The organism is Leclercia sp. AS011, from assembly GCF_037152535.1.
GTDB lineage: Bacteria > Pseudomonadota > Gammaproteobacteria > Enterobacterales > Enterobacteriaceae > Enterobacter.
The window spans coordinates 164,247-187,077 of record NZ_JBBCMA010000006.1; the positions used below are offsets into that span (position 1 = coordinate 164,247).

The window sequence follows — 22,831 nt, forward strand, 5'->3', positions numbered from 1 at the left end:
ACATCTTATGTAACAAGAAACATTGTTTCATTGTTGTGAGTCTGAGCCTGCCGATAGCCAGTTTGCCACAGTGTGTGGGCAACGTCGCGCTTTACCCGGCGGCGGTTATCTTTGAGGATCCTATTATGGCAGCTATTACCACCGGTGTTGTGTTTGCACGCTGGGAGTTGTTGAGCGCGGTGCTGATGTTTCTGGCCAGCACGCTGAACATTCAGTTTCGTAAATCAGATTACACCGTGCTGGCGGTGGTGAGCACCTGTCTGGGTCTGGCGGCGGCATGCTGGTTCGCGACCGGCCTGCTGGGCATCACCCTGCTGGATGTAGCCGTTATCTGGAACAACGTTAAAGCGGTAATGGTTGAGGCGATGAGCCATACACCACCAGACTGGCCGATGATGTACACCTAGTGAATAAAAAAACCCAGACGATGTCTGGGTTTTTTGTGGTTGCGAAACGCAGGTTCTGTTATCAGAACGGGATGTCGTCGTCGAAATCCATTGGCGGTTCGTTAGACTGCGCCGGTGCAGACGGCTGCTGCGGACGGGACTGTGCGCCGCCGCTGAACTGGTTGCCGCCCTGTGGCTGCTGAGGCTGACCCCAACCGCCCTGCTGCTGGCCGCCACCTGCTGGTGCGCCACCGCCCTGACGGCCACCCAGCATCTGCATGGTGCCGCCGACGTTAACCACCACTTCGGTGGTGTATTTTTCTGCGCCGGACTGATCGGTCCATTTGCGGGTACGCAGCTGGCCTTCGATATAGACCTGGGAGCCTTTACGCAGATATTCACCGGCCACTTCAGCCAGTTTGCCAAACAGCACAACGCGGTGCCATTCGGTCTGCTCTTTCATCTCACCGGTCGCTTTATCGCGCCAGGATTCGGACGTCGCCAGCGTAATGTTGGCCACTGCACCACCACTCGGCATATAGCGTACTTCCGGGTCCTGGCCCAGATTACCGACGAGAATCACCTTGTTTACGCCTCTGCTGGCCATGATCGTGTCTCCTGAAAACGTGTCTGAAAATAGTGTAAGCGCGCGAGTGTACCATTTCCACGTGGTCTTCCGATAGTTTCGAAGCATCTTCCAGAGTTCTCACGAGGGTTACATTGTTGCACAAGTAATCAGAATTTGCATTCCAATACTGTATATCCAGCCAGGTCAATTTGTGTCATAATTAATCGTTTCTGCCGGTTGTCCTTCAAACAAACCAGGCATTCCGTGTATCTACCTACCGGGAAAGGTGAATGGATAAGATAGAAGTTCGGGGCGCGCGCACCCACAATCTCAAGAATATCAACCTCGTTATCCCTCGCGACAAACTGATCGTCGTGACCGGGCTTTCAGGCTCAGGCAAATCTTCACTGGCTTTCGACACCCTGTATGCCGAAGGGCAGCGTCGTTACGTTGAGTCTCTCTCTGCCTATGCGCGTCAGTTCCTGTCGCTGATGGAAAAGCCTGACGTCGACCATATCGAAGGGCTGTCGCCTGCCATCTCTATTGAGCAGAAGTCGACCTCCCACAACCCGCGTTCCACCGTCGGGACCATCACCGAAATCCATGACTACCTGCGTCTGCTGTATGCCCGCGTGGGCGAGCCACGCTGCCCGGATCACGATGTTCCGCTGGCGGCCCAGACCGTCAGCCAGATGGTGGATAACGTGCTGGCCCAGCCGGAAGGCAGACGCCTGATGCTGCTGGCCCCTATCATTAAAGAGCGTAAAGGCGAGCACACCAAAACGCTGGAGAACCTGGCCAGCCAGGGCTATATCCGCGCCCGTATTGACGGGGAAGTGTGCGATCTCTCCGATCCGCCAAAGCTGGAGCTGCAGAAGAAACACACTATCGAGGTGGTGATCGACCGCTTTAAGGTGCGTGACGATTTGACCCAGCGCCTCGCCGAGTCGTTCGAAACCGCGCTGGATCTCTCCGGCGGTACGGCGGTGGTGGCCGATATGGACGATCCGCAGGCGGAAGAGCTGCTCTTCTCTGCCAACTTCGCCTGCCCGGTTTGTGGCTACAGTATGCGCGAGCTGGAACCGCGTCTGTTCTCGTTCAACAACCCGGCGGGTGCCTGCCCGACCTGTGACGGTCTTGGCGTGCAGCAGTATTTCGATCCTGACCGGGTGATCCAGAACCCGGAGCTGTCGCTGGCGGGCGGCGCGATCCGCGGCTGGGATAAGCGTAACTTCTACTATTTCCAGATGCTGAAGTCGCTGGCTGAACACTACAAGTTCGACGTCGAAGCGCCGTGGGGCAGCCTCAGCCCAACCGTGCACAAAGTGATCCTGTTCGGCTCGGCGAAAGAGAACATCGAGTTTAAATACATGAACGATCGCGGCGATACCTCGGTGCGCCGTCATCCGTTCGAAGGCGTGCTGCACAACATGGAGCGCCGTTACAAAGAGACGGAATCCAGTGCGGTACGTGAAGAGCTGGCGAAGTTTATCAGCAACCGCTCCTGCGCCACCTGTGACGGGACTCGTCTGCGCCGCGAAGCGCGCCACGTGTATGTTGAAAACACGCCGCTGCCGACCATCTCAGACATGAGCATCGGCCATGCGATGGACTTCTTCACCAACCTGAAGCTCTCCGGCCAGCGCGCGCAAATCGCTGAGAAAGTGCTGAAAGAGATCGGCGATCGCCTCAAGTTCCTGGTCAACGTCGGTCTGAACTACCTGACCCTCTCCCGCTCGGCAGAGACCCTGTCCGGCGGTGAAGCCCAGCGTATCCGTCTGGCGAGCCAGATTGGCGCGGGCCTGGTCGGCGTCATGTACGTGCTGGATGAGCCGTCCATCGGCCTGCACCAGCGCGACAACGAACGTCTGCTCGGGACGCTGATCCACCTGCGTAACCTCGGCAATACGGTGATTGTGGTTGAGCACGATGAAGACGCCATCCGCGCCGCCGACCATGTGATCGACATCGGCCCGGGGGCTGGCGTGCACGGTGGTCAGGTGGTGGCGGAAGGGCCTCTGGACGCCATTATGGCGGTACCGGAGTCCCTGACCGGCCAGTACATGAGCGGCAAGCGCAAGATTGAAGTGCCGAAACAGCGCGTGCCCGCCGACCCGGAAAAAGTGCTGAAGCTGACCGGTGCCCGTGGCAACAACCTGAAAGACGTGACCCTGACCCTGCCGGTCGGCCTGTTCACCTGTATCACCGGTGTCTCGGGTTCCGGTAAATCAACGCTGATCAACGACACCCTGTTCCCGATTGCGCAGACGGCGCTCAACGGCGCAACCCTCGCTGAACCGGCACCATACCGCGATATCCACGGTCTGGAGCACTTCGACAAGGTGATCGATATCGACCAGAGCCCGATCGGTCGTACGCCGCGCTCTAACCCGGCCACCTATACCGGCGTCTTTACGCCTGTACGTGAACTCTTTGCCGGCGTGCCGGAATCGCGTTCCCGCGGCTATACGCCAGGACGTTTCAGCTTTAACGTTCGCGGCGGTCGCTGTGAAGCCTGTCAGGGTGATGGGGTGATCAAGGTTGAGATGCACTTCCTGCCGGATATCTACGTGCCGTGCGACCAGTGCAAAGGCAAACGCTATAACCGCGAAACGCTGGAGATTAAGTACAAAGGCAAAACCATCCACGAAGTGCTGGATATGACCATCGAAGAGGCGCGTGAGTTCTTTGATGCGGTTCCGGCGCTGGCGCGTAAGCTCCAGACCCTGATGGATGTCGGTCTGACCTACATTCGTCTGGGCCAGTCAGCGACCACCCTGTCGGGCGGGGAAGCGCAGCGCGTCAAACTGGCGCGTGAGCTCTCCAAACGCGGTACCGGGCAGACGCTGTACATTCTGGATGAGCCGACCACCGGTCTGCACTTTGCCGATATCCAGCAGCTACTCGAGGTGCTGCACCAGCTGCGCGATCAGGGCAACACCATCGTGGTGATTGAGCACAACCTGGACGTGATTAAAACCGCGGACTGGATTGTCGATCTGGGCCCGGAAGGCGGCAGCGGCGGCGGCGAAATTCTGGTTTCCGGCACTCCGGAAACCGTCGCGGAGTGCGAAGCCTCGCACACGGCCCGCTTCCTTAAACCACTTCTGCAGTAGTCAGACTGACAGCTGCTGCCGGGTCATCTCCGGCAGCAGTTCCACCGCCTGCTTGTACGAGGCATCCACCAGGTAGTAAATCTGCGAATCCGGTATCGACCCATCGAGATAGACTGTACTCCAGTGCGCTTTATTCAGGTGCTTGCTGGGACGCACGTCGGTGTGCTGCTGGCGCAGCAGATCCGCCAGTTCCGGGCTGGTTTTTAGCGAGGCCGCCGGACGCCCCTCCACATCTTTCACCATCGCAAACAGCACGTCTGCGACTTTAATCTGGGTTGCCTTCCAGTCACTGTGCACACTCTGCTCCGCACCCGGCTTATTCATGCAGTACTGAAGTATCTCCGAAATTGTCATCATTACTCCCCTTGTAGCGTAGCGATAATTTTGCGCGAACCGCCATGGATACGATGTGCTCCCGGCCAGATCCCCCCGCCAGGTGCCGAGCTGCGCGCGGCTATGTTTCACCGGCAGCTCCGTTTCCTTCTAAGTGTGCAGCAATACGACGAAAGGTAAAACCCGTAGCGGGTAAATCTGCTTAAAAAAGCGTCTTTTCTGCCCGGCTACTCAATATTCTGAATTGACGATCACCTCTTCACCAAAGGCCCCCGCCTGTGGCAGCGGTTTGTAAGTCGAGTTGGAGGCGCGCAGCACCCGAATGCCTCTGGCCCCCGCCTCGCGGGCCGCGGTGATGTCGCTGTCGGCATCGCCGTAGTAAATCTTGACCTGTTTCTGCTCCATCCACTGGGCTTTATTGTTAGTGCCCGCTTTCTCACCGGCAAAAATAACCGGGTTCATGGCCGCGGCGGGGATCAGAAAGGCGTTCTGCAATGCCTGGGTAACGGTTTCGGTTTTCGTGGGATGACGCCCGGTAATAAACCAGATCCGGTCGCCGCGCTTAACGTGCATGGCAATCAGCGCGCGGGCCACCTCTTTCGGTATGCTGAACTCATCCCAGCCGTTGTTCATCTGCTGCCAGAAGGCCGGGTTTTTCAGGTAGTCATCGCTGTCCGGTGACCAGGTCTTTTTCCCCCGCCAGAAGCCCGGACTGGAGAACAGCACGGTGTCATCAATATCAAAGCCTACCGACATGGGCGGGCGGCCTATCAGGCTGTTTTCAATCTGGGCAACGGAGACCCAGTGGATTGGTGCCTGCTCGGCCAGTCTGGCGGTGTTGGTGCCGGTATATAACGACGGAGGTGATGAGGGGCGCGCCGCCACCGGGTGGCTAAGCGAGAGCAACAAGCAGACAGCGCTGAGCGCCAGTGTGATTTTGCGCATTTTTTCCCCTGAATATTCAAACCGTTATTTTTTATTTTGAGCGGATGGTCAAAAACCACCTCGAAAATAACCGTAGCGGCAGGGGAAGGAAAGGGAATTTTTTATCCAATCCACAATAAAAGGAGGGGTATCACAACGCGGGGCTTTACCCATTCCGGCCCCCTTCGCTAACCGAAGGAGGCCGTGAGTAAGTGCTTACATCACAGCGGAAAAGGCCTGCGCCACGCGCTGAACGTTGCTGCTGTTCAGGCCTGCGACGCACATACGTCCGCTGGCAATCAGGTAGACGCCGAACTCATCACGCAGGCGATCCACCTGCTGCGCGCTGAAGCCGGTGTAGCTGAACATGCCGCGCTGCTGCAACAGATAGTCGAAGTTGTGCCCAGGCACCGCCTCTTTCAGCACGTCGACCAGCGTCTGACGCATGGACAGGATACGGGTGCGCATCGCTTCCACTTCCGCCAGCCACTCGGCTTTGAGTTCGTCATCGCCCAGAACGGTCGCCACCACCTGCGCACCAAAGTTCGGTGGGCTGGAGTAGATACGGCGCACGGTGGCTTTCAGCTGGCCCAGCACGCGTCCGGCAGCATCCTGATCTTCACAGACCACCGACAGGCCGCCGACACGCTCGCCATACAGCGAGAAGATTTTGGAGAAGGAGTTGCTGACCAGCGCCGGCAGGCCTGCGCTGGCGATGGCGCGAATGGCGTAGGCATCCTCTTCCATCCCGGCACCAAAGCCCTGATAGGCAATATCGAGGAACGGAATCAGGTTGCGGGCCTTCAGCACTTCAATTACCGCATCCCACTGATCGTTGGTCAGATCGGCCCCGGTCGGGTTATGGCAGCATGGATGCAGCAGCACGATGCTGCGTTCCGGCAGGGTGCTCAGTTTTTCCAGCAACGCGCCAACGCGCACGCCGTTGGTCTGGTCGTCGAACCACGGGTAGGTTTTCACCGTAAAGCCCGCGCCTTCAAAGATGGCGACGTGGTTTTCCCAGGTCGGGTCGCTGACCCAGACCCCGGATTCCGGAAAATACTTGTGCAGGAAGTCGGCACCGACTTTCAGCGCCCCTGAGCCGCCAAGGGTCTGGATGGTGGCAACACGCTTTTCCGCCAGCACCGGATGGTCTGCGCCAAACAGCAGCGGAGCAATGGTGTGGCGATAGCTGTTCAGCCCTTCCATCGGCAGATAGAGCGACGCGCCGTGCGGCGTAGCATTGAGACGCGCTTCGGCTTTCGCTACGGCCTGCAGTTGGGGAATGATGCCCGCTTCGTTGTAATACAGACCGATACTGAGGTTAACTTTATCGCCCCGGGGATCGTCTTTGAAACGCTCCATTAAGGAGAGGATGGGGTCGCCAGCATAGGCGTCGACTTTCTGGAACACGCGATGGTTCTCCGGATAATAATGAGGCAGGGAATTCAACAATAAACCGGAAGCGGCAGAAGATCGAGAGGATGTTAAGGAAGATGGGGGGTGGGCGACGGAACCTGCTTTACTCCCTCTCCCTGGAGGGAGAGGGAAAGTCGATATCAATCGAGGTAGTGCATCGCCACCCGTGACGTCAGGCGCGTGATAAGTTCGTAAGCACTCACTTTTGTGATTTCTGCGATCCGTTCTACGGGTAAACCTTCACCCCACAGGGTCACGGGATCCCCCGCTTTCTCTTGCGCCTCTGGGCCCAGGTCAACACAGATCATGTCCATCGCCACGCATCCGACGATAGCCACTTCGCGGCCGTTCACCAGCACCGGGGTGCCGGACGGCGCAGCGCGCGGGTAGCCGTCGCCATAGCCCATCGCCACGACGCCCAGACGGGTATCGCGCTCGCTCACCCAGGTGCCGCCGTAGCCCACCGGCTCACCGGCTTTGTGCTCGCGCACCGCAATCAGGCTGGAAGTGAGCGACATCACCGGCTGAAAACCGAAATCCGGCCCCCAGGGTTTGCCTTCCAGCGGCGAAACGCCGTACAGAATAATGCCCGGACGCGCCCAGTCGAAGTGGGACTGTGGCCACAGCAGAATACCGCCGGAGGCCGCGATCGAGCGCATCCCCGGCTTGCCTTCGCAGAAAGTGTTGAAGATGTCGAGCTGCTGTTCGGTGGCACCACACTCAGGCTCGTCGGCCCGGGCGAAATGGCTGACGATATTAACCGGCTGGCGGACGTTCTGGCACTGGCTTAAGCGCTGATAAAAGGCCTCCGCCTGCTCCGGACGCACGCCCAGGCGGTGCATGCCGGTGTCGAGTTTCATCCACACGGTAACGGGCTCGCTGAGCACCGCGTTTTCCAGCGCCTCGAGCTGCTCCAGGTTATGCACTGCGGTATGCAGCCGTTTTGCAGCGATGGTTGGCAGGTCGGCAGCATTAAAGAAGCCTTCGAGCAGCAGAATCGGCTGGGTGATCCCCCCTTCGCGCAGGCGCAGGGCTTCTTCGAGACGGGCAACGCCAAAGGCGTCGGCATCGGGGAGCGTTCGCGCGGTCTCGATCAGACCGTGTCCGTAAGCGTTCGCTTTCACGACTGCAACGAGCTTGCTGGCGGGTGCCAGTTCACGCAGACGTTGCAGGTTGTGTCGCAGAGCGCGGCGGTTAATGACTACAGTTGCCGCTTGCATTTGAATTCCTTAGAAATTACTCATCATCATATTGAGGACCGGCATAGTTGTCGAAACGCGACCACTGTCCGTTAAAGGTCAGACGCACCGTACCGATAGGGCCGTTACGTTGTTTACCGATAATAATTTCGGCGATCCCTTTCAGGTCGCTGTTCTCGTGATAAACCTCATCACGGTAGATGAACATGATCAGGTCGGCATCCTGCTCGATGGAGCCGGATTCACGCAGATCGGAGTTGACCGGGCGCTTGTCAGCACGCTGCTCCAGGGAGCGGTTAAGCTGCGACAGCGCCACCACCGGGACCTGCAGCTCTTTCGCCAGCGCTTTCAGCGAGCGGGAGATTTCGGCGATTTCCAGGGTACGGTTATCCGACAGCGACGGGACGCGCATCAGCTGGAGGTAGTCGATCATGATCAGGCCAATGCCGCCATGCTCGCGGGCGATGCGGCGCGCGCGGGAGCGCACTTCCGTCGGCGTCAGGCCGGAGGAGTCATCGATATAGATGTTTCGTTTTTCCAGCAGAATGCCCATGGTGCCGGAGATCCGCGCCCAGTCCTCATCGTCCAGCTGGCCGGTACGAATGCGGGTCTGATCCACACGCGACAGCGAGGCCAGAGAACGCATCATAATCTGTTCGGAGGGCATCTCCAGACTAAAGATAAGCACCGGCTTATCCTGCAACATCGCCGCATTTTCGACGAGGTTCATCGCAAAAGTGGTTTTACCCATCGACGGACGCGCGGCGACGATAATCAGATCCGACGGCTGCAGACCGGCGGTTTTTTTGTTCAGATCGTCATAGCCAGTATTAACCCCGGTGACCCCGTCGTGCGGCTGCTGGAACAGCTGCTCAATACGCGAGACGGTGGCATCCAGCACTTCGGCGATGTTTTTCGGCCCTTCGTCTTTATTGGCGCGGCTTTCAGCAATTTTAAAGACCCGGGACTCGGCGAGGTCGAGCAGTTCGTCGCTGTTACGCCCCTGCGGATCGAAACCGGCTTCGGCGATCTCGTTGGCGACAGAGATCATGTCGCGGACGACTGCACGTTCACGCACGATATCGGCGTAAGCGCTAATGTTCGCCGCACTTGGCGTATTTTTCGATAGCTCGGCCAGATAGGCGAAGCCGCCAACGGACTCCAGCTGCCCCTGACGCTCCAGCGATTCCGCGAGGGTGATCAGGTCGATAGGGCTGCCGGATTCCTGCAGACGCGCCATCTCGGTAAAGATATGACGGTGCGGGCGGGTATAGAAATCGTCGGTGACCACGCGCTCGGCGACGTCGTCCCAGCGCTCGTTATCCAGCATTAAACCGCCCAACACCGACTGTTCCGCTTCAATCGAGTGCGGCGGGACCTTTAACCCGGCTAACTGCGGATCGCGCTCACGGGGTTCAGTCTGTTTGTTGAAGGGTTTGTTTCCTGCCATAGTGAATGGAGTTACCGAGATAGAGAGTGGGTCGAAAGATTACCATATTTTCTAAGTCTAATGGAGGGAGCATGGCAACGCGTATTGAATTTCATAAGCACGGCGGCCCGGACGTTCTCAGGGCGGTAGAGTTCACGCCCACCGCGCCTGGCGATAACGAAGTCCAGGTGGAAAATAAAGCCATTGGCATTAACTATATCGACACTTATATCCGCGGTGGCCTCTATCCGCCCCCGGCCCTGCCAAGCGGACTAGGCACCGAGGCGGCCGGGGTGGTGGTCAAAGTCGGCAGCGCCGTGAAGCATATTAAGGAGGGCGACCGCGTGGTGTATGCGCAATCCGCCCTCGGTGCCTACAGCTCGATCCACAACGTCCCGGCGGATAAAGTCGCCATTCTGCCCGCCGCCATCTCCTTTGAGCAGGCCGCCGCCTCCTTCCTGAAAGGGCTGACGGTCTTTTATCTGTTGCGCAAAACCTATGAGATCAAACCTGACGAGCAGTTCCTGTTCCACGCGGCCGCAGGCGGTGTCGGGCTGATTGCCTGCCAGTGGGCAAAAGCGCTGGGGGCCAAACTGATTGGCACCGTCGGTAATGCGCAAAAGGCACAGCGCGCGCTACAGGCGGGTGCCTGGCAGGTGATCAACTACCGCGAAGAGAGCATCGTCGAGCGGGTGAAAGAGATCACCGGCGGTAAAAAGGTGCGCGTGGTTTATGACTCGGTGGGCAAGGATACCTGGGAAGCCTCGCTGGACTGTCTGCAACGCCGTGGTCTGATGGTGAGCTTCGGCAACGCCTCCGGCCCGGTGACCGGCGTCAATCTGGGCATTCTTAACCAGAAAGGCTCGCTGTTCGCCACTCGTCCTTCCCTGCAGGGCTACATTACTAACCATGACGAGCTGGTTGAGGCCAGCAACGAGCTGTTCTCGTTGATTGCCAGCGGCGTGATTAAGGTGGATGTGGCAGAGGCGCAGAAGTATCCGCTGAGTGATGCGCAACGGGCGCATGAGGTGCTGGAGAGTCGGGCGACGCAGGGTTCCAGTTTACTGATCCCCTAAAAAGAAATTGGGCTTCCCTGAGGAAGCCCTTTTCTTTTTTTAGTTCGGCTGTATGTAGGGTACAGCTCGATGAATTCTTTAACGGCGGCAATAGTGACAGATTCGATAAGTAAATCCTATTCTGTTCTAAGCAATGCTGCCGTAAAAGTTGCAAGGATGTGACGAACCGCTCAATACCTTAGTAACGAAAGCGGTTATTGCGCTGATAGCGTGGGATTTTTGGCGATTTAATCGCCCGTATCGCCCACACCACCGCTACGGCCAACAGCAACCACGGCAGCAGTTTCAGCATCAGGGCAAACAAGCCGCCGATAAACATCACCACGGTGGCGACCACCAGCGCGGCAATAATCCCCAGCAGCGAGACGCCGGTTACCAACAGCATGACAAAAAATCCAATCACAAAAAGTAGTTCCAGCATGGCTCTCTCCCGAATGCATCACAACGATACGCTGCCAGTACCTTTACAAGATCCGTGCCAAAACATAACCTGTTGATATAAAAACAAAACGCCCGGCAGTACTTTGCCGGGCGTGGTGAATTTGACGAACTTTTAGTGAAAATTATCGCTTGTCAGCCACCAGACGCAGCGCCTGCTCCAGCACCTCGATATCGGCTCCCGCCTTATGGGCGTTTTCACTCAGATAACGACGCCACTGGCGCGCCCCCGGGATCCCCTGGAACAGACCGAGCATGTGGCGGGTCACGTGGCCCAGATACGTGCCGTTGCTCAGCTCGCGCTCAATGTAGGGATACATGGCCCGCACCACCGACACCGGGTCGCGGTCGGCGCTATCCACACCAAAGATTTCGCGATCCACCGCTGCCAGCACGCCCGGATTCTGGTACGCCTCACGGCCCACCATCACGCCGTCCATATGCTGTAAATGGGCTTTGGCCTCATCCAGAGACTTGATACCGCCGTTGATCGACATGGTCAGCTGCGGGAAATCGCGCTTCAGCTGATACACGCGCGGGTAATCCAGAGGCGGGATCTCACGGTTCTCTTTCGGGCTCAGGCCAGAGAGCCAGGCTTTGCGGGCATGGATGATAAACATCTCGCACTCGCCCTTGCCGGCCACCGTGCCGATGAAGTCACAGAGAAATTCGTAGCTGTCCTGATCGTCGATGCCGATACGGGTTTTGACCGTCACCGGAATGGAGACCACATCGCGCATCGCTTTCACGCAGTCGGCCACCAGCTGCGCGTTACCCATCAGGCAGGCACCAAACATGCCGTTCTGCACGCGATCGGAAGGGCAGCCGACGTTGAGGTTAATCTCGTCGTAGCCGCGTTCTTCTGCCAGCTTCGCGCAGTGCGCCAGCGCGGCCGGATCGCTGCCGCCAAGCTGCAACGCCACCGGATGCTCTTCTTCGCTGAATGCGAGGTAGTCGCCCTTACCATGAATAATCGCCCCGGTGGTCACCATCTCGGTATAGAGCAGAGTATGGCGCGACAGCTGACGCAGGAAGTAGCGGCAGTGTCTGTCAGTCCAGTCGAGCATCGGCGCGATGGAAAAACGGTGAGCAGGATAGATGGACGAGTTTTCTGACGACATGGCGAATTTTTAAGCATCTGCTGACAATGGGGCGCTACTATAGCACATATTCACCGGAGGCAGAGCGCCTCCGCCTCCCATCAGAAGGTGACGCTGAATTGCGCCCCGGCACCCCAGGTTTCATCCTCGCCGTAGATGCCGGTCAGATCGATATGCACGGTGTTAAAGGGAGAGAAGCCGAAACCGCCGGTGAAGACGTTACTGTCGTTGCCCTTCACGTCCCCGCGAAAGCCGCCGCGTACCGCCAGCCAGCCCAGCAGGGAAACCTCTGCCCCTACCCCGATATACTGCGAGTCCTCTTCACTTTTGAAGCCCCGGGTTTCGGTCAGATCGCCATCGGCGCTAAGAGTGAGCAGGCCGGTATGCCATGCTACCCCCGCCGTGACCAGGGGGCGGATCTGCCAGGTGTCCCGATAGCTCACCTCCTGCCCGGTACGGCCGTTAAGAATGCGGATGTCTTTGGTGTCAATGTCACGTGAGAACAGATTCTGCCCGCTCAGGCCGACCGTCCAGTTTTCGCCGAAGTCGACCGCGACGCCGACATCAACGTTAAAGCTGGTATCGTCATTGCGGTTGCGGCTGCTGTTAAAGTCGCCGCTGTCGTAGGTATAGATGGAGGTGGTGTAGTTGTAGAGCCAGGTTTGCTGCAGTTTTGGCGTCACGCCAACCGAGACCGGCAGGCCGTTGAAATCAAACTGACGGGCAACCGCCACGCCGTAATCGGAGACGATCGCCGCCCTGCCCAGGGCGACGGAGTTAAGGTTGCGGGTAATCACGTCGCTGCCGTTCCGCGCCGCGCCGAGCGCCATCTGGTTGGTCATCCCTGTATTGCCCTGTAACCTGCGCAGAAAATCGATATCCTGCGGGTCGATCTCCGAGCTGATCCGCCCGTGGGCATTGGCTTTAGCGACAAACGCCAGTGACAGCCCCGACCCCGGAATGCTGACGGCTATCCCTGCCCCCGCATTGCCGTGTGCGGTTTTGCCTTCAAGGAATTCCAGCTGATCCGCCAGACTGCCAGCGGCACTCTGAAGCTCACTCAGCGTCCCCTGCGGATCGGCCAGGATCCTCGCCACGGTCAGATCGTCGATCATCTCCCGATCGTTAGCGATCTCATCGCTGATTTCATCGATCTTGTCCTGCAGATTGTCCTTATCGCTGATTTGCGCCCCCACCGAAGGAAAAATAATGGCGACGTCATCTTCAGCTTTCGATTTTGCCAGCAGGGCCGGGTTGATCAGCACCCCGCTGCTATAATGCGCCGAGGCAACGCCCGTCCCACCCATGGCATCGCCGCGTGCTTCCGTCCAGGTATTTGCTGCTCCAGCCTGATTAGCCAAAAGGATACCGGTGGCAATTCCAGCCACAGAAAATTTGAATATTATTTTCACAGGACACCTGACTTATTTTGGGTGAATAAACCCCGGCGGCTAAATGCCGCGCAGGGGCATACGTCCTTTGTGAAAAAAGTATGAGAAGCCGAATTTATCTAAACTTTAGTATTAGATTAAGTTATTGATTTCCTTATTTGTTTAATATGTATAGAACAAGAAATTACTTTTGCCCTGGTTTTCCGTCATGCGGACCAAAAAATTGCGGCGGATGATCGATCCAGCGATCTTCACGCGTGGCGGCATATACCGCATTTAGCGGATAATAAATACGGTTATGTTTTTTATTCGCTTCACCCACCACTAATAACCGCACCTCTTCACTGGTATTATTAATAAAGGTGTGGCAGACGCCCGTCCCGGCAGGAAATCCAACGCTGTCTCCCGGCTCCAGCTTCCATAAATAACCGTTGATCCAGGCTTCGGGATAACCCTCAAGCACAAAGATAAACTCCTCTTCATCGCTTTCGGCATGAGGATAGGAGGTGCGACGCCCTGGCGGCAGGCGTTCATGGTGGATCCCGAGGCGGCCCAGCCCCAGCGCGCGGGCCAGCGGCGCGCCAATGGCGAAACGCTCCGGGCTGTCGGGATAGGTAGAGTCGTCAGCGCCTTCTACTTCACGCCAGTGTCGAATGCAGTCCGGTCTTTTCATCTTTCCATCTCCTGGGGTTTTTCGTCAGGGTAGCACAGCCGGGGGATCTCGGCGTTTAGGCCAGAACATGGTAAACTGGCGGTTTGTTATTCCACGTCATTCGAGGTGCAAAATGGAAACGACCACAATGCAGGCACTGTTAGCGCAAGCCGAAAAGCTGTGCGCGCAACGCAATGTGCGCCTGACTCCGCAGCGCCTTGAAGTGTTGCGCCTGCTGAGCCTGCAAAACGGGGCCATCAGCGCCTACGACCTGCTCGACCTGCTGCGTGAGAGCGAGCCACAGGCCAAGCCGCCGACCGTCTATCGGGCACTCGACTTCTTACTCGAGCAGGGTTTTGTGCATAAAGTGGAATCGACCAACAGTTACGTGCTGTGCCATCTGTTCGATCAGCCGACTCACACCTCAGCGATGTTCATCTGTGATCGCTGTGGCAGCGTGAAGGAAGAAGGTGCTGAAGGGGTGGAGGATATCATGCACAGCCTGGCGGCGAAGATGGGCTTTGCCCTGCGCCACAACGTGATTGAAGCGCACGGTCTGTGCCGTAACTGCGTTGAGGTGGAAGCCTGCCGGCATCAGGAAAATTGCCAGCACGATCACTCTATCCAGCTGAAGAAAAAGCCGCGCTAAGAGCAAAAAAACAGGCGACCTGAAAGGTCGCCCTGGGCGTACATCCGTGTACCTGCGGGTATAGGTTAATTACCAGCGATAGTTGTTACGGGTTTCCCAGTCACCAACTTCTTTCTCTGCCTGGTCTTTCTCATAACCATAGCGTTCCTGGATTTTACCCACCAGCTGGTCACGTTTACCTTCGATGACGGTCATGTCATCATCAGTCAGGTCGCCCCACTGTTCTTTTACTTTACCTTTAAATTGCTTCCAGTTACCGCCGACTTGGTCTTTATTCATCATCGATTCCTCTTCGTTCGGTCGTTAAGGTTAAGTTCGTCCTGAAATTCGTTTCGTGCTGGACGTGATAATTATTATAGATAACCCTGCGGCGTTGGGTTTGTTATTCGGAATCTTTTACCATTTTGCCAGGCGAAGCCGCTACGAGAACCAGGTTCCGTTGCGCCAGTGCCGGTGCCAAATCCAGCCCAGCGAGAGCCCCCGCAGGGCCAGGAACACGCTCAGGGCCAGCCACAGGCCGTGGTTACCCAGCCACGGGAGGGTGAACAGCGTCAGGCCGAAACCGGCGGCCGCCACGGCCATGCTGTTGCGCATCTCTGCCCCGCGGGTTGCGCCGATAAACATGCCATCCAGCAAATAACACCAGACCCCTACCACCGGCAGGATCACCTGCCAGATAAGATAGTGGCTTGCCAAAGCGCGCAGCTCGGGCAGCGAGGTCAGCAGGGCAACGATCCGATCGCCTGCCAGAGCATAGACGAGGGCAAAGACCAGCGCCACCAGCCCGGACTGACGACAGGCCGCCCGCCACACCTCACGTAGCTGGCCGCTTTCCCGCGCGCCGTAGGCCTGGCCGGAGTGCGCCTCGACCGCATAGGCAAAGCCATCCAGCGCATAGGCGGTAAAGGTCAGCAGGGTCATCAGCACGGCGTTAACGGCGATGATCTCCGGGCCCAGCCGCGCGCCCATCACCGTCAGCGTCCCGAAGCAGAGCTGCAGCAGCAGCGAGCGCAGCATGATGTCGCGATTGAGCGCCAGCAGCTTACGGATATTGCCCCGCCAGCTCGCTTTCAGCAGCGCCAGCGAAATACCGCGCAGGGCCAGCACCCGCCAGACCATCCACAGTCCGATCAACAGAGTGGCGTACTCGGCGATCGCGGTCGCCAGCGCGGCCCCCTGCACGTTCATCTGCAGGCCCATCACCAGCCAAAGATCCAGCACGATGTTAAGCAGGTTGCCCACTACCAGCAGGATCACCGGTGCCCGGGCATACTGTACGCCCAGCAGCCAGCCGAGCAGCACCAGGTTCGCCAGCGATGCCGGGGCGCTGAGCCAGCGGATCTCAAGGAAGCGCCGCGCCTGATGGAGAACGGCTTCGCTGCCGCCGACGATATGCAGCGCCAGGTCGATGAGCGGCGTGCGCAACAGCACAATCAGCAGTCCAGCACCCAGGGCGAGGATCAACGGCTGCACCAGCGCGCGGGCCAGACGCAGCGGATCCTTTGCGCCATAGGCCTGGGCGGTGAGCCCGGTGGTGCTCATGCGCAAAAAGAGCAGCAGCATAAACAGGAAGCTGGTTGCCGTTGCGCCGATGGCGACACCGCCGAGATAGACGGGCGAATCGAGGTGACCAATTACAGCCGTATCCACCAGCCCAAGCAGAGGGACGCTGATATTGGAGACGATCATGGGAAGTGCAAGACGCCACAACGCCTTGTCTGAAGCAGTCAGGAGAGACATGAAAATGTTCGCCGGAGACAGGAAAAGCAGACTGCGGCAGTGCCGCAGTCTGTCAGAAAGCAGTTATAACCACTCACCGTTGCGGATGACGCCAACCGCCAGACCTTCGATGGAGAAGTTATTTTCACGCAGGTCGACAACAATCGGGGAAAACTCGCTGTTTTCCGGCAGCAGCTGCACGGTGTTGCCCTGCTTTTTCAGGCGCTTAACGGTGACTTCGTCATCGATGCGCGCCACCACGACCTGACCATTACGCACGTCCTGGGTTTTATGTACCGCCAGCAGATCGCCGTCCAGGATACCGATATCTTTCATCGACATGCCGCTTACGCGCAGCAGAAAATCTGCGCTCGGTTTGAACATGCCCGGATCGACCTGATAGTGGCCTTCAATGTGCTGTTGCGCCAGCAGCGGTTCACCAGCGGCGACGCGACCGACGAGCGGCAGGCCCTCTTCGGCTTCAACCAGCAGGCGAATACCGCGAGACGCACCGGAGACAATCTCAAGCACACCCTTGCGCGCCAGTGCCTTAAGGTGCTCTTCGGCGGCATTTGGAGAACGGAAGCCAAGACGCTGCGCGATTTCTGCACGCGTCGGCGGCATACCCGTCTGGCCGATATGATCCCGAATGAGATCAAACACCTCTTGCTGCCTGGTCGTTAACGCTTTCATTCCGCCCCCTGGGTGTATATACAGTTATGCTGTGAGTATATACAGCTAAAGGTGATTTTGGAACCACAAACCGCATAAAAAACCAGAGACTTGTTCGGTTTCTGAAGGCTTATCGTAAATGTCCCCAAAGCAGCGTGACCCAGGTAAACAACGCAACCATAATCGCCATCAGCACGGCGGCAGAGCCCATATCTTTTGCCCGGCCCGACAGCTCATGAAAGTCAGAGCCGATGCGGTCGACTACCGCCTCAATCGCACTGTTCAGAATTTCGACTATCATCACCAACATCACCGAGCCAATCAGGAGTACGCGGGTAATGGGATCAACGTCCAGCCAGCAGGCAATGATAATCGCCGCGACGACCGCAACACCCTCCTGGCGAAATGCGGCTTCATTGATCCAGGCAGCACGGATGCCCTTCCATGAATAGCCGGCAGCTTTAATGATTCGGGTTAACCCAGTGGTATTATTGGCCATTAAAAGAAACCTTTCTTCGAAAATAGCGTCAGAAACGGTGGTTTAAGCGCCTGGCGCAGCCACCGGAAGTATGACGGGTAACAACAGAAATTTTGCGCGCTTTCTGTTATCCTTGCGCCGCAATTGCATTTTTAACCAGAGGCTTTACATCGTTTATGTCTGGCTGGCCACGAATTTACTACAAATTACTTAATTTACCATTAAGCGTCCTGGTAAAAAGCAAGTCTATTCCGGCGGTTCCGACGCTGGAATTGGGACTCGATACCTCGCGTCCTATTATGTACGTTTTGCCTTATAACTCGAAGGCCGACTTGCTGACGCTGCGCGCCCAATGCCTGGCGCACGATCTTCCCGATCCACTGGAACCGCTGGAGATCGACGGCACCCAGCTGCCGCGCTACATTTTTATCCACGGTGGCCCTCGCGTGTTCACCTGGTACACCCCGAAAGAAGAGTCGATCAAGCTGTTCCATGACTACCTCGACCTGCACCGCAGCAACCCGCTGCTGGACGTGCAGATGGTGCCGGTGTCGGTGATGTTTGGCCGTCGTCCCGGGCGCGATAAAGGCGAGGAGAATCCGCCGTTGCGCATGCTCAACGGGGTGCAGAAATTTTTCGCCGTCAACTGGCTGGGCCGCGACAGCTTTGTCCGTTTTTCACCGTCAGTCTCCCTGCGCCGCATGGCCGATGAGCACGGTACGGATAAGACCATCGCTCAGAAGCTGGCCCGCGTGGCGCGCATGCACTTTGCACGTCAGCGTCTGGCTGCAGTAGGCCCGCGCCTGCCGGCTCGTCAGGATCTGTTTAATAAGCTGCTGGCCTCGAAAGCCATCGCCCGTGCCGTCGAAGACGAAGCGCGCAGCAAAAAAATCTCCCACGAGAAGGCGCAGCAAAACGCCATTGCCCTGATGGAAGAGATTGCGGCCAACTTCTCCTACGAGATGATCCGCCTCAGCGACCGTATCCTGAGCTTTACCTGGAACCGTCTCTACCAGGGGATCAACGTGCACAACGCCGAGCGTGTGCGCCAGCTTGCCCACGACGGCCATGAGATTGTCTACGTGCCCTGCCACCGCAGCCACATGGACTACCTGCTGCTCTCGTACGTGCTCTATCATCAGGGGCTGGTGCCGCCGCATATCGCTGCGGGTATCAACCTCAACTTCTGGCCGGCAGGCCCGATCTTCCGCCGTCTGGGTGCGTTCTTTATTCGCCGTACCTTTAAGGGCAACAAACTCTACTCCACCGTGTTCCGTGAGTATCTGGGCGAGCTGTTCAGCCGCGGCTACTCGGTGGAATATTTCGTCGAGGGGGGTCGTTCCCGTACCGGGCGTCTGCTCGATCCGAAGACCGGCACCCTGTCGATGACCATTCAGGCGATGCTGCGTGGCGGTACGCGTCCGATCACCCTGGTGCCGATCTACATCGGTTACGAGCACGTGATGGAAGTGGGTACCTACGCCAAAGAGCTGCGCGGTGCCACCAAAGAGAAAGAGAGCCTGCTGCAGATGCTGCGCGGTCTGAGCAAGCTGCGTAATCTCGGCCAGGGCTATGTCAACTTCGGCGAACCTATGCCGCTGATGACTTACCTGAATCACCGTGTGCCGGAGTGGCGCGAGTCCATCGATCCAATCGAAGCGGTGCGTCCGGCCTGGCTGACGCCGACGGTCAACGCCATTGCTGCCGATCTGATGGTGCGTATTAACAACGCCGGGGCGGCCAACGCCATGAACCTGTGTTGTACCGCCCTGCTGGCCTCTCGCCAGCGCTCGCTCACCCGCGAGCAGCTGACCGAGCAGCTCAACTGCTATCTGAATCTGATGCGCAACGTGCCCTACGCGGCAGATTCTACGGTACCGACCGCCAGCGCCAGCGAGCTGATCGAGCACGCGCTGCAGATGAACAAGTTCGAGGTCGAGAAGGACACCATTGGCGATATCATCATTCTGCCGCGCGAGCAGGCGGTACTGATGACCTACTACCGCAACAACATTGCGCACATGCTGATGCTGCCTTCGCTGATGGCCGCCATCATTACCCAGCATCGCCAGATCACCCGTCAGGCACTGCTGGAGCATGTTACTGCCCTCTATCCGATGCTGAAAGCCGAGCTGTTCCTGCGCTGGAGCAACGAGGAGCTGGCAGAGGTGCTGGATCAGCAGATTGCAGAGCTGACCCGCCAGGGACTGATTTCGCACAAAGATGACGCTCTGCTGATCAATCCATCCCGGGCCCGCACGCTGCAGTTGCTGGCGGCGGGTGCACGCGAAACCATACAGCGCTACGCCATTACTTTCTGGCTGCTGAGCGCCAACCCGTCGATCAACCGCGGTACGCTGGAGAAAGAGAGCCGCACCCTGGCACAGCGTCTGTCGATGCTGCACGGCATCAACGCGCCGGAATTCTTCGACAAAGCGGTGTTCAGTTCGCTGGTGTTAACGCTGCGCGACGAAGGGTATATCAGTGACAGTGGTGATGCCGAGCCGGAAGAGACGATGAAGGTGTACCAGATGCTGGCAGACCTGATTACCTCCGACGTGCGCTTAACGATTGAGAGCGCGACGCAGGGGGAATAGTGCGTAAAAATGCCGGGTGGCGGCTCCGCCGTACCCGGCCTACGATACAGAACCTGTAGGCCCGGTAAGCGCCAGCGCCACCGGGCATTTTTTTATGCCCAGTAACTCACCGCAAGGCCGAGGAACAATACCAGCCCGACATAGTTATTGTTCAAAAAGGCTTTAAAACAGGCGTCGCGCTCGCGGTTGGCGATAAGCTTCTGCTGGTAGATAAACAGTACCCCTGCCGCCGCAACCGCCGCGTAAAAGGCTCCGTTCAGCTGGTTCAGGTAACCAATCGCCACCATCAGCCCCAGCACCGCCACCTGCAAAATCCCGATGATCAGCTTGTCCTGACGGCCAAACAGAATGGCGGTAGATTTGATACCAATCTTCAGGTCATCGTCCCGGTCGACCATTGCGTACTGGGTATCGTAAGCCACCGCCCAGAGGATGTTGGCAAGGAACATCAGCCAGCAGCTCAAGGGTACGCTTTCGCTGACGGCGGCAAACGCCATCGGGATCGACCAGCCAAAGGCCGCCCCCAGCACCACCTGCGGCAGATGGGTGTAGCGCTTCATAAACGGATACACCCAGGCCAGCGCCAGCGCGGCTACCGAGAGCAGGATGGTCATGGTGTTCAGGGTCAGCACCAGCAGGAACGACAGCAGGACCAGCACTATAAACAGCGTGCGTGCCTCTTTCTCGGTGACATCGCCGCTCGGCAGCGGGCGATTCGCGGTGCGTTTCACATGGCCATCAAACTTACGGTCGGCATAGTCGTTGACGACGCAGCCTGCCGCGCGCATCAACCAGACGCCCGCCACAAACACCGCCAGGATCCACAGCGGCGGCAGCCCGGGGGTGGCTACCCACAGCGCCCACAGGGTCGGCCACAGCAGCAGCAACGCCCCGATCGGCTTGTCGGTGCGCATCAGGCGGTGGTACGCCAGCAGCTTGTTCTGCGTCAGACTCCACTCCATTTTCTCTTCCTCTTAGTACAGCGGCGACGCCGGTAAAAACAGCTCGGTCAGCATCAGGGGTTTACCACTCAAGCGCAGGCGGGAACGGCGTCCCCACAGCCCGGCATCGCGACCAATTTCAATAAAATCACGGGTCAGCTCGGAGGAGGTGAACAGATAACGCCCCAGCGGAGTTGTGCCCATCTGCTGTAGCGCCAGCTCCGGCCCGGTGAGGGTGGACTCGGGTACCACGGTGCGTCCGGCCAGCCACGGCTCGCCGTCGGCACAGAGCAGGATCTCACGCAGCCAGTAGCGCGCCTCTTTCGGCAGCAACGGCAGTTCATCCGCGACCGCGTCAGGCGTGACAAATCCCTCCTGAATGAGGGTGACGGTGACCTTTTTGCCCTGCTGCTCAAAACGTTTGGTCATGGAATCTTCCAGCAGCAGCCAGTCGAGCTGCTCCGGTTCCAGCGCAGGGATTTCGTCAAAATAACGCAGCGCGCGCAGAAGCAAAAGCGCGGGGTGTGACATGCCAGACTCTCCGATACATAACGTGAAGCTATTGTATCGCAGAAACGCAGAATGGGGGCGGGCAAACGTGAACTAGCGAACATTATCGCAACAGAGATGCAACAGCGGCAGACCGTGCAAAAAAAGTGCGCCCGTAAGGGCGCACCAAACTACTGACAAAATCAGCACTGTGGGGAGACGGTCACCCCTTGCCTTTTACACTGCTGATAAAGGTGGAACGGGCAGTGGTCGAGCCTAAGCGCTCGGCTTCATCAAGGAGTTTCAGCGCCTTGTCGACGTCGCCTTTATCAACGGCCTGTTTGATGGCCTGATTGAAGTAGGTTTCGGTGTCGTTAAGCACCGGCGCGCTCTTCTTCGCGGCAACCGGGGCAGCTACAGGGGCAGCAGCGGTAGCCGGTGCGGCGACTGGCGCGGCATAGACCGGAGCAGGTGCGGCGGTATTACCCACGGTGACCGGGCCGGTGCCGGAGGAGCCAAACAGCGGGCCAACCAGCACGCTGGAGGCGTTGTTGGTGGAGACTTTCAGCTTCAGCTCACCCTCGGTGACGTGGCGGGCAAGCGGGTCCGGGATATCCGGCACGGCATTGCCGGTACCTTTGGCATAGGCTTTTGCCGGATTGATCAGTTTGGTGGTTTGCTGCAGATCTTTATCGGTAGTAAACACCAGCACATAGAGTTTTTGCTGGCCCAGCGCAGGAGTCAGGCGCATCACCCCTTCCAGACGGTCAGCGCTCATCACGCCCGGCTCTTGGTAGGTGAAGTATTCGCTCGGGAAGTAGGCTGATGGCGTCAGGTTCTGATCCAGAATCAACACGTTCGGCGCAAATACGCTGGTTTGTTTGTTCACAATACTGGTCAGCGTCAGGGTGATTTCACCGATATTGGCCGGCACGCTGTAGGCGGCTACCGGGCCGGCGATCCCCGGCACATTCAAGGACTGACCGCCGGTAGAAAGCTGGGTGGTCTGGGCTTTAGACTGGTCGACAGGCGTCCAGACCAGCTGTTGCAGCGCGGCTGCCGGGACAGCAGGTGCGGCGCTGGTGTTTTGCGGAACAAAGTTAACGTCAGCGAGAGTGATGGCAGGCATACTTGCCAGCAACCCTGCTGAGAGGCACAGCGCGACGAGACTTTTCTTCATTTTCATTGTTATTACCTCAGATAGCACAAGTACTGCGGTGGCCAGGCAATAGCGCGCAGGACTCTATGAAGAGAGGGG

Annotated in this window: 22 protein-coding genes and 1 pseudogene; 5 read left to right on the forward strand and 18 right to left on the reverse strand. The window is 58.0% G+C overall.

The window, feature by feature from the left end; translation table 11 throughout:
• Window positions 1-125: 125 nt before the first annotated feature.
• Window positions 126-407 (forward strand): YjcB family protein, encoded by a 282-nt coding sequence (locus WFO70_RS19535; RefSeq protein ID WP_337018553.1) that lies wholly within the window; start codon window positions 126-128, stop codon window positions 405-407.
• A gap of 61 nt (window positions 408-468) precedes the next feature.
• Here the strand turns inward: WFO70_RS19535 and ssb1 are convergent, their stop codons facing one another.
• Window positions 469-993 (reverse strand): single-stranded DNA-binding protein SSB1, encoded by a 525-nt coding sequence (gene ssb1, locus WFO70_RS19540; protein ID WP_337018555.1) that lies wholly within the window; start codon window positions 991-993, stop codon window positions 469-471.
• A 251-nt stretch (window positions 994-1,244) separates the two neighbouring features.
• Between ssb1 and uvrA the strand changes: the two genes are divergently transcribed.
• Window positions 1,245-4,070, forward strand: coding sequence for an excinuclease ABC subunit UvrA (uvrA, locus tag WFO70_RS19545; RefSeq protein WP_337018557.1), 2,826 nt, complete (start codon window positions 1,245-1,247; stop codon window positions 4,068-4,070).
• On the opposite strand, the gene WFO70_RS19550 is transcribed toward uvrA, so the two are convergent.
• From WFO70_RS19550 to dnaB, 6 genes and pseudogenes are all read right to left on the reverse strand, one after another.
• Complete coding sequence (locus tag WFO70_RS19550) at window positions 4,071-4,424, reverse strand: MmcQ/YjbR family DNA-binding protein (RefSeq protein WP_142490045.1); 354 nt, start codon at window positions 4,422-4,424, stop codon at window positions 4,071-4,073.
• A 2-nt stretch (window positions 4,425-4,426) separates the two neighbouring features.
• Window positions 4,427-4,541, reverse strand: a pseudogene (locus tag WFO70_RS19555) (secondary thiamine-phosphate synthase enzyme YjbQ); the annotation flags it as partial.
• Between the two features lie 93 nt (window positions 4,542-4,634).
• Window positions 4,635-5,348 carry an acid phosphatase AphA gene (gene aphA / locus WFO70_RS19560; protein WP_337018559.1) on the reverse strand — a complete coding sequence of 238 codons (714 nt, stop codon included), beginning with the start codon at window positions 5,346-5,348 and terminating at the stop codon, window positions 4,635-4,637.
• Between the two features lie 195 nt (window positions 5,349-5,543).
• Complete coding sequence (gene tyrB, locus WFO70_RS19565) at window positions 5,544-6,737, reverse strand: aromatic amino acid transaminase (protein ID WP_337018561.1); 1,194 nt, start codon at window positions 6,735-6,737, stop codon at window positions 5,544-5,546.
• 146 nt (window positions 6,738-6,883) lie between these two features.
• Window positions 6,884-7,963 carry an alanine racemase gene (alr, locus tag WFO70_RS19570; RefSeq protein ID WP_337018563.1) on the reverse strand — a complete coding sequence of 360 codons (1,080 nt, stop codon included), beginning with the start codon at window positions 7,961-7,963 and terminating at the stop codon, window positions 6,884-6,886.
• Window positions 7,964-7,979: 16 nt separating this feature from the next.
• A complete protein-coding gene (gene dnaB, locus WFO70_RS19575; RefSeq protein WP_032615986.1) occupies window positions 7,980-9,392 on the reverse strand; it encodes a replicative DNA helicase in 1,413 nt (470 codons plus the stop codon).
• 71 nt (window positions 9,393-9,463) lie between these two features.
• Here dnaB and WFO70_RS19580 point away from each other — a divergent pair, with 71 nt between their 5' ends.
• A complete protein-coding gene (locus WFO70_RS19580; protein WP_337018565.1) occupies window positions 9,464-10,447 on the forward strand; it encodes a quinone oxidoreductase in 984 nt (327 codons plus the stop codon).
• A gap of 178 nt (window positions 10,448-10,625) precedes the next feature.
• On the opposite strand, the gene pspG is transcribed toward WFO70_RS19580, so the two are convergent.
• From pspG to WFO70_RS19600, 4 genes are all read right to left on the reverse strand, one after another.
• The gene (gene pspG, locus WFO70_RS19585; protein ID WP_285127630.1) at window positions 10,626-10,868 is read right to left on the reverse strand and encodes an envelope stress response protein PspG; all 243 of its coding nucleotides are present in this window, start codon (window positions 10,866-10,868) and stop codon (window positions 10,626-10,628) included.
• A 142-nt stretch (window positions 10,869-11,010) separates the two neighbouring features.
• Window positions 11,011-12,006 (reverse strand): tRNA dihydrouridine(20/20a) synthase DusA, encoded by a 996-nt coding sequence (gene dusA, locus WFO70_RS19590; RefSeq protein ID WP_337018568.1) that lies wholly within the window; start codon window positions 12,004-12,006, stop codon window positions 11,011-11,013.
• A gap of 80 nt (window positions 12,007-12,086) precedes the next feature.
• Window positions 12,087-13,397 carry a conjugal transfer protein TraF gene (locus WFO70_RS19595; protein ID WP_337018570.1) on the reverse strand — a complete coding sequence of 437 codons (1,311 nt, stop codon included), beginning with the start codon at window positions 13,395-13,397 and terminating at the stop codon, window positions 12,087-12,089.
• A gap of 163 nt (window positions 13,398-13,560) precedes the next feature.
• Window positions 13,561-14,049 carry a cupin domain-containing protein gene (locus WFO70_RS19600; RefSeq protein WP_337018572.1) on the reverse strand — a complete coding sequence of 163 codons (489 nt, stop codon included), beginning with the start codon at window positions 14,047-14,049 and terminating at the stop codon, window positions 13,561-13,563.
• 112 nt (window positions 14,050-14,161) lie between these two features.
• Between WFO70_RS19600 and zur the strand changes: the two genes are divergently transcribed.
• The gene (gene zur / locus WFO70_RS19605) at window positions 14,162-14,677 is read left to right on the forward strand and encodes a zinc uptake transcriptional repressor Zur (RefSeq protein ID WP_333853656.1); all 516 of its coding nucleotides are present in this window, start codon (window positions 14,162-14,164) and stop codon (window positions 14,675-14,677) included.
• A gap of 69 nt (window positions 14,678-14,746) precedes the next feature.
• On the opposite strand, the gene WFO70_RS19610 is transcribed toward zur, so the two are convergent.
• The 4 genes from WFO70_RS19610 to WFO70_RS19625 all read right to left on the reverse strand — a co-directional run bounded on the left by WFO70_RS19610 (window position 14,747) and on the right by WFO70_RS19625 (window position 17,567).
• Window positions 14,747-14,956: a CsbD family protein gene (locus WFO70_RS19610; RefSeq protein WP_032615972.1), complete on the reverse strand. Its 210-nt coding sequence runs from the start codon at window positions 14,954-14,956 to the stop codon at window positions 14,747-14,749.
• Window positions 14,957-15,097: 141 nt separating this feature from the next.
• Window positions 15,098-16,417 (reverse strand): MATE family efflux transporter DinF, encoded by a 1,320-nt coding sequence (gene dinF / locus WFO70_RS19615; protein WP_337018575.1) that lies wholly within the window; start codon window positions 16,415-16,417, stop codon window positions 15,098-15,100.
• 63 nt (window positions 16,418-16,480) lie between these two features.
• Window positions 16,481-17,089 carry a transcriptional repressor LexA gene (lexA, locus tag WFO70_RS19620; RefSeq protein WP_032615967.1) on the reverse strand — a complete coding sequence of 203 codons (609 nt, stop codon included), beginning with the start codon at window positions 17,087-17,089 and terminating at the stop codon, window positions 16,481-16,483.
• 109 nt (window positions 17,090-17,198) lie between these two features.
• The gene (locus WFO70_RS19625; RefSeq protein WP_337018577.1) at window positions 17,199-17,567 is read right to left on the reverse strand and encodes a diacylglycerol kinase; all 369 of its coding nucleotides are present in this window, start codon (window positions 17,565-17,567) and stop codon (window positions 17,199-17,201) included.
• A gap of 155 nt (window positions 17,568-17,722) precedes the next feature.
• On the opposite strand from WFO70_RS19625, the gene plsB reads away from it, so the two are divergent.
• Entirely contained in the window at window positions 17,723-20,143 is a 2,421-nt protein-coding gene (plsB, locus tag WFO70_RS19630) for a glycerol-3-phosphate 1-O-acyltransferase PlsB (protein ID WP_337018579.1), read from the forward strand.
• 92 nt (window positions 20,144-20,235) lie between these two features.
• Here the strand turns inward: plsB and ubiA are convergent, their stop codons facing one another.
• From ubiA to malM, 3 genes are all read right to left on the reverse strand, one after another.
• A complete protein-coding gene (ubiA, locus tag WFO70_RS19635; protein ID WP_337018581.1) occupies window positions 20,236-21,105 on the reverse strand; it encodes a 4-hydroxybenzoate octaprenyltransferase in 870 nt (289 codons plus the stop codon).
• Window positions 21,106-21,117: 12 nt separating this feature from the next.
• A complete protein-coding gene (gene ubiC / locus WFO70_RS19640) occupies window positions 21,118-21,615 on the reverse strand; it encodes a chorismate lyase (protein WP_337018583.1) in 498 nt (165 codons plus the stop codon).
• Between the two features lie 181 nt (window positions 21,616-21,796).
• Window positions 21,797-22,759, reverse strand: a complete 963-nt coding sequence (malM, locus tag WFO70_RS19645) for a maltose operon protein MalM (RefSeq protein WP_337018585.1) — start codon at window positions 22,757-22,759, stop codon at window positions 21,797-21,799.
• Between the last annotated feature and the right edge of the window lie 72 nt (window positions 22,760-22,831).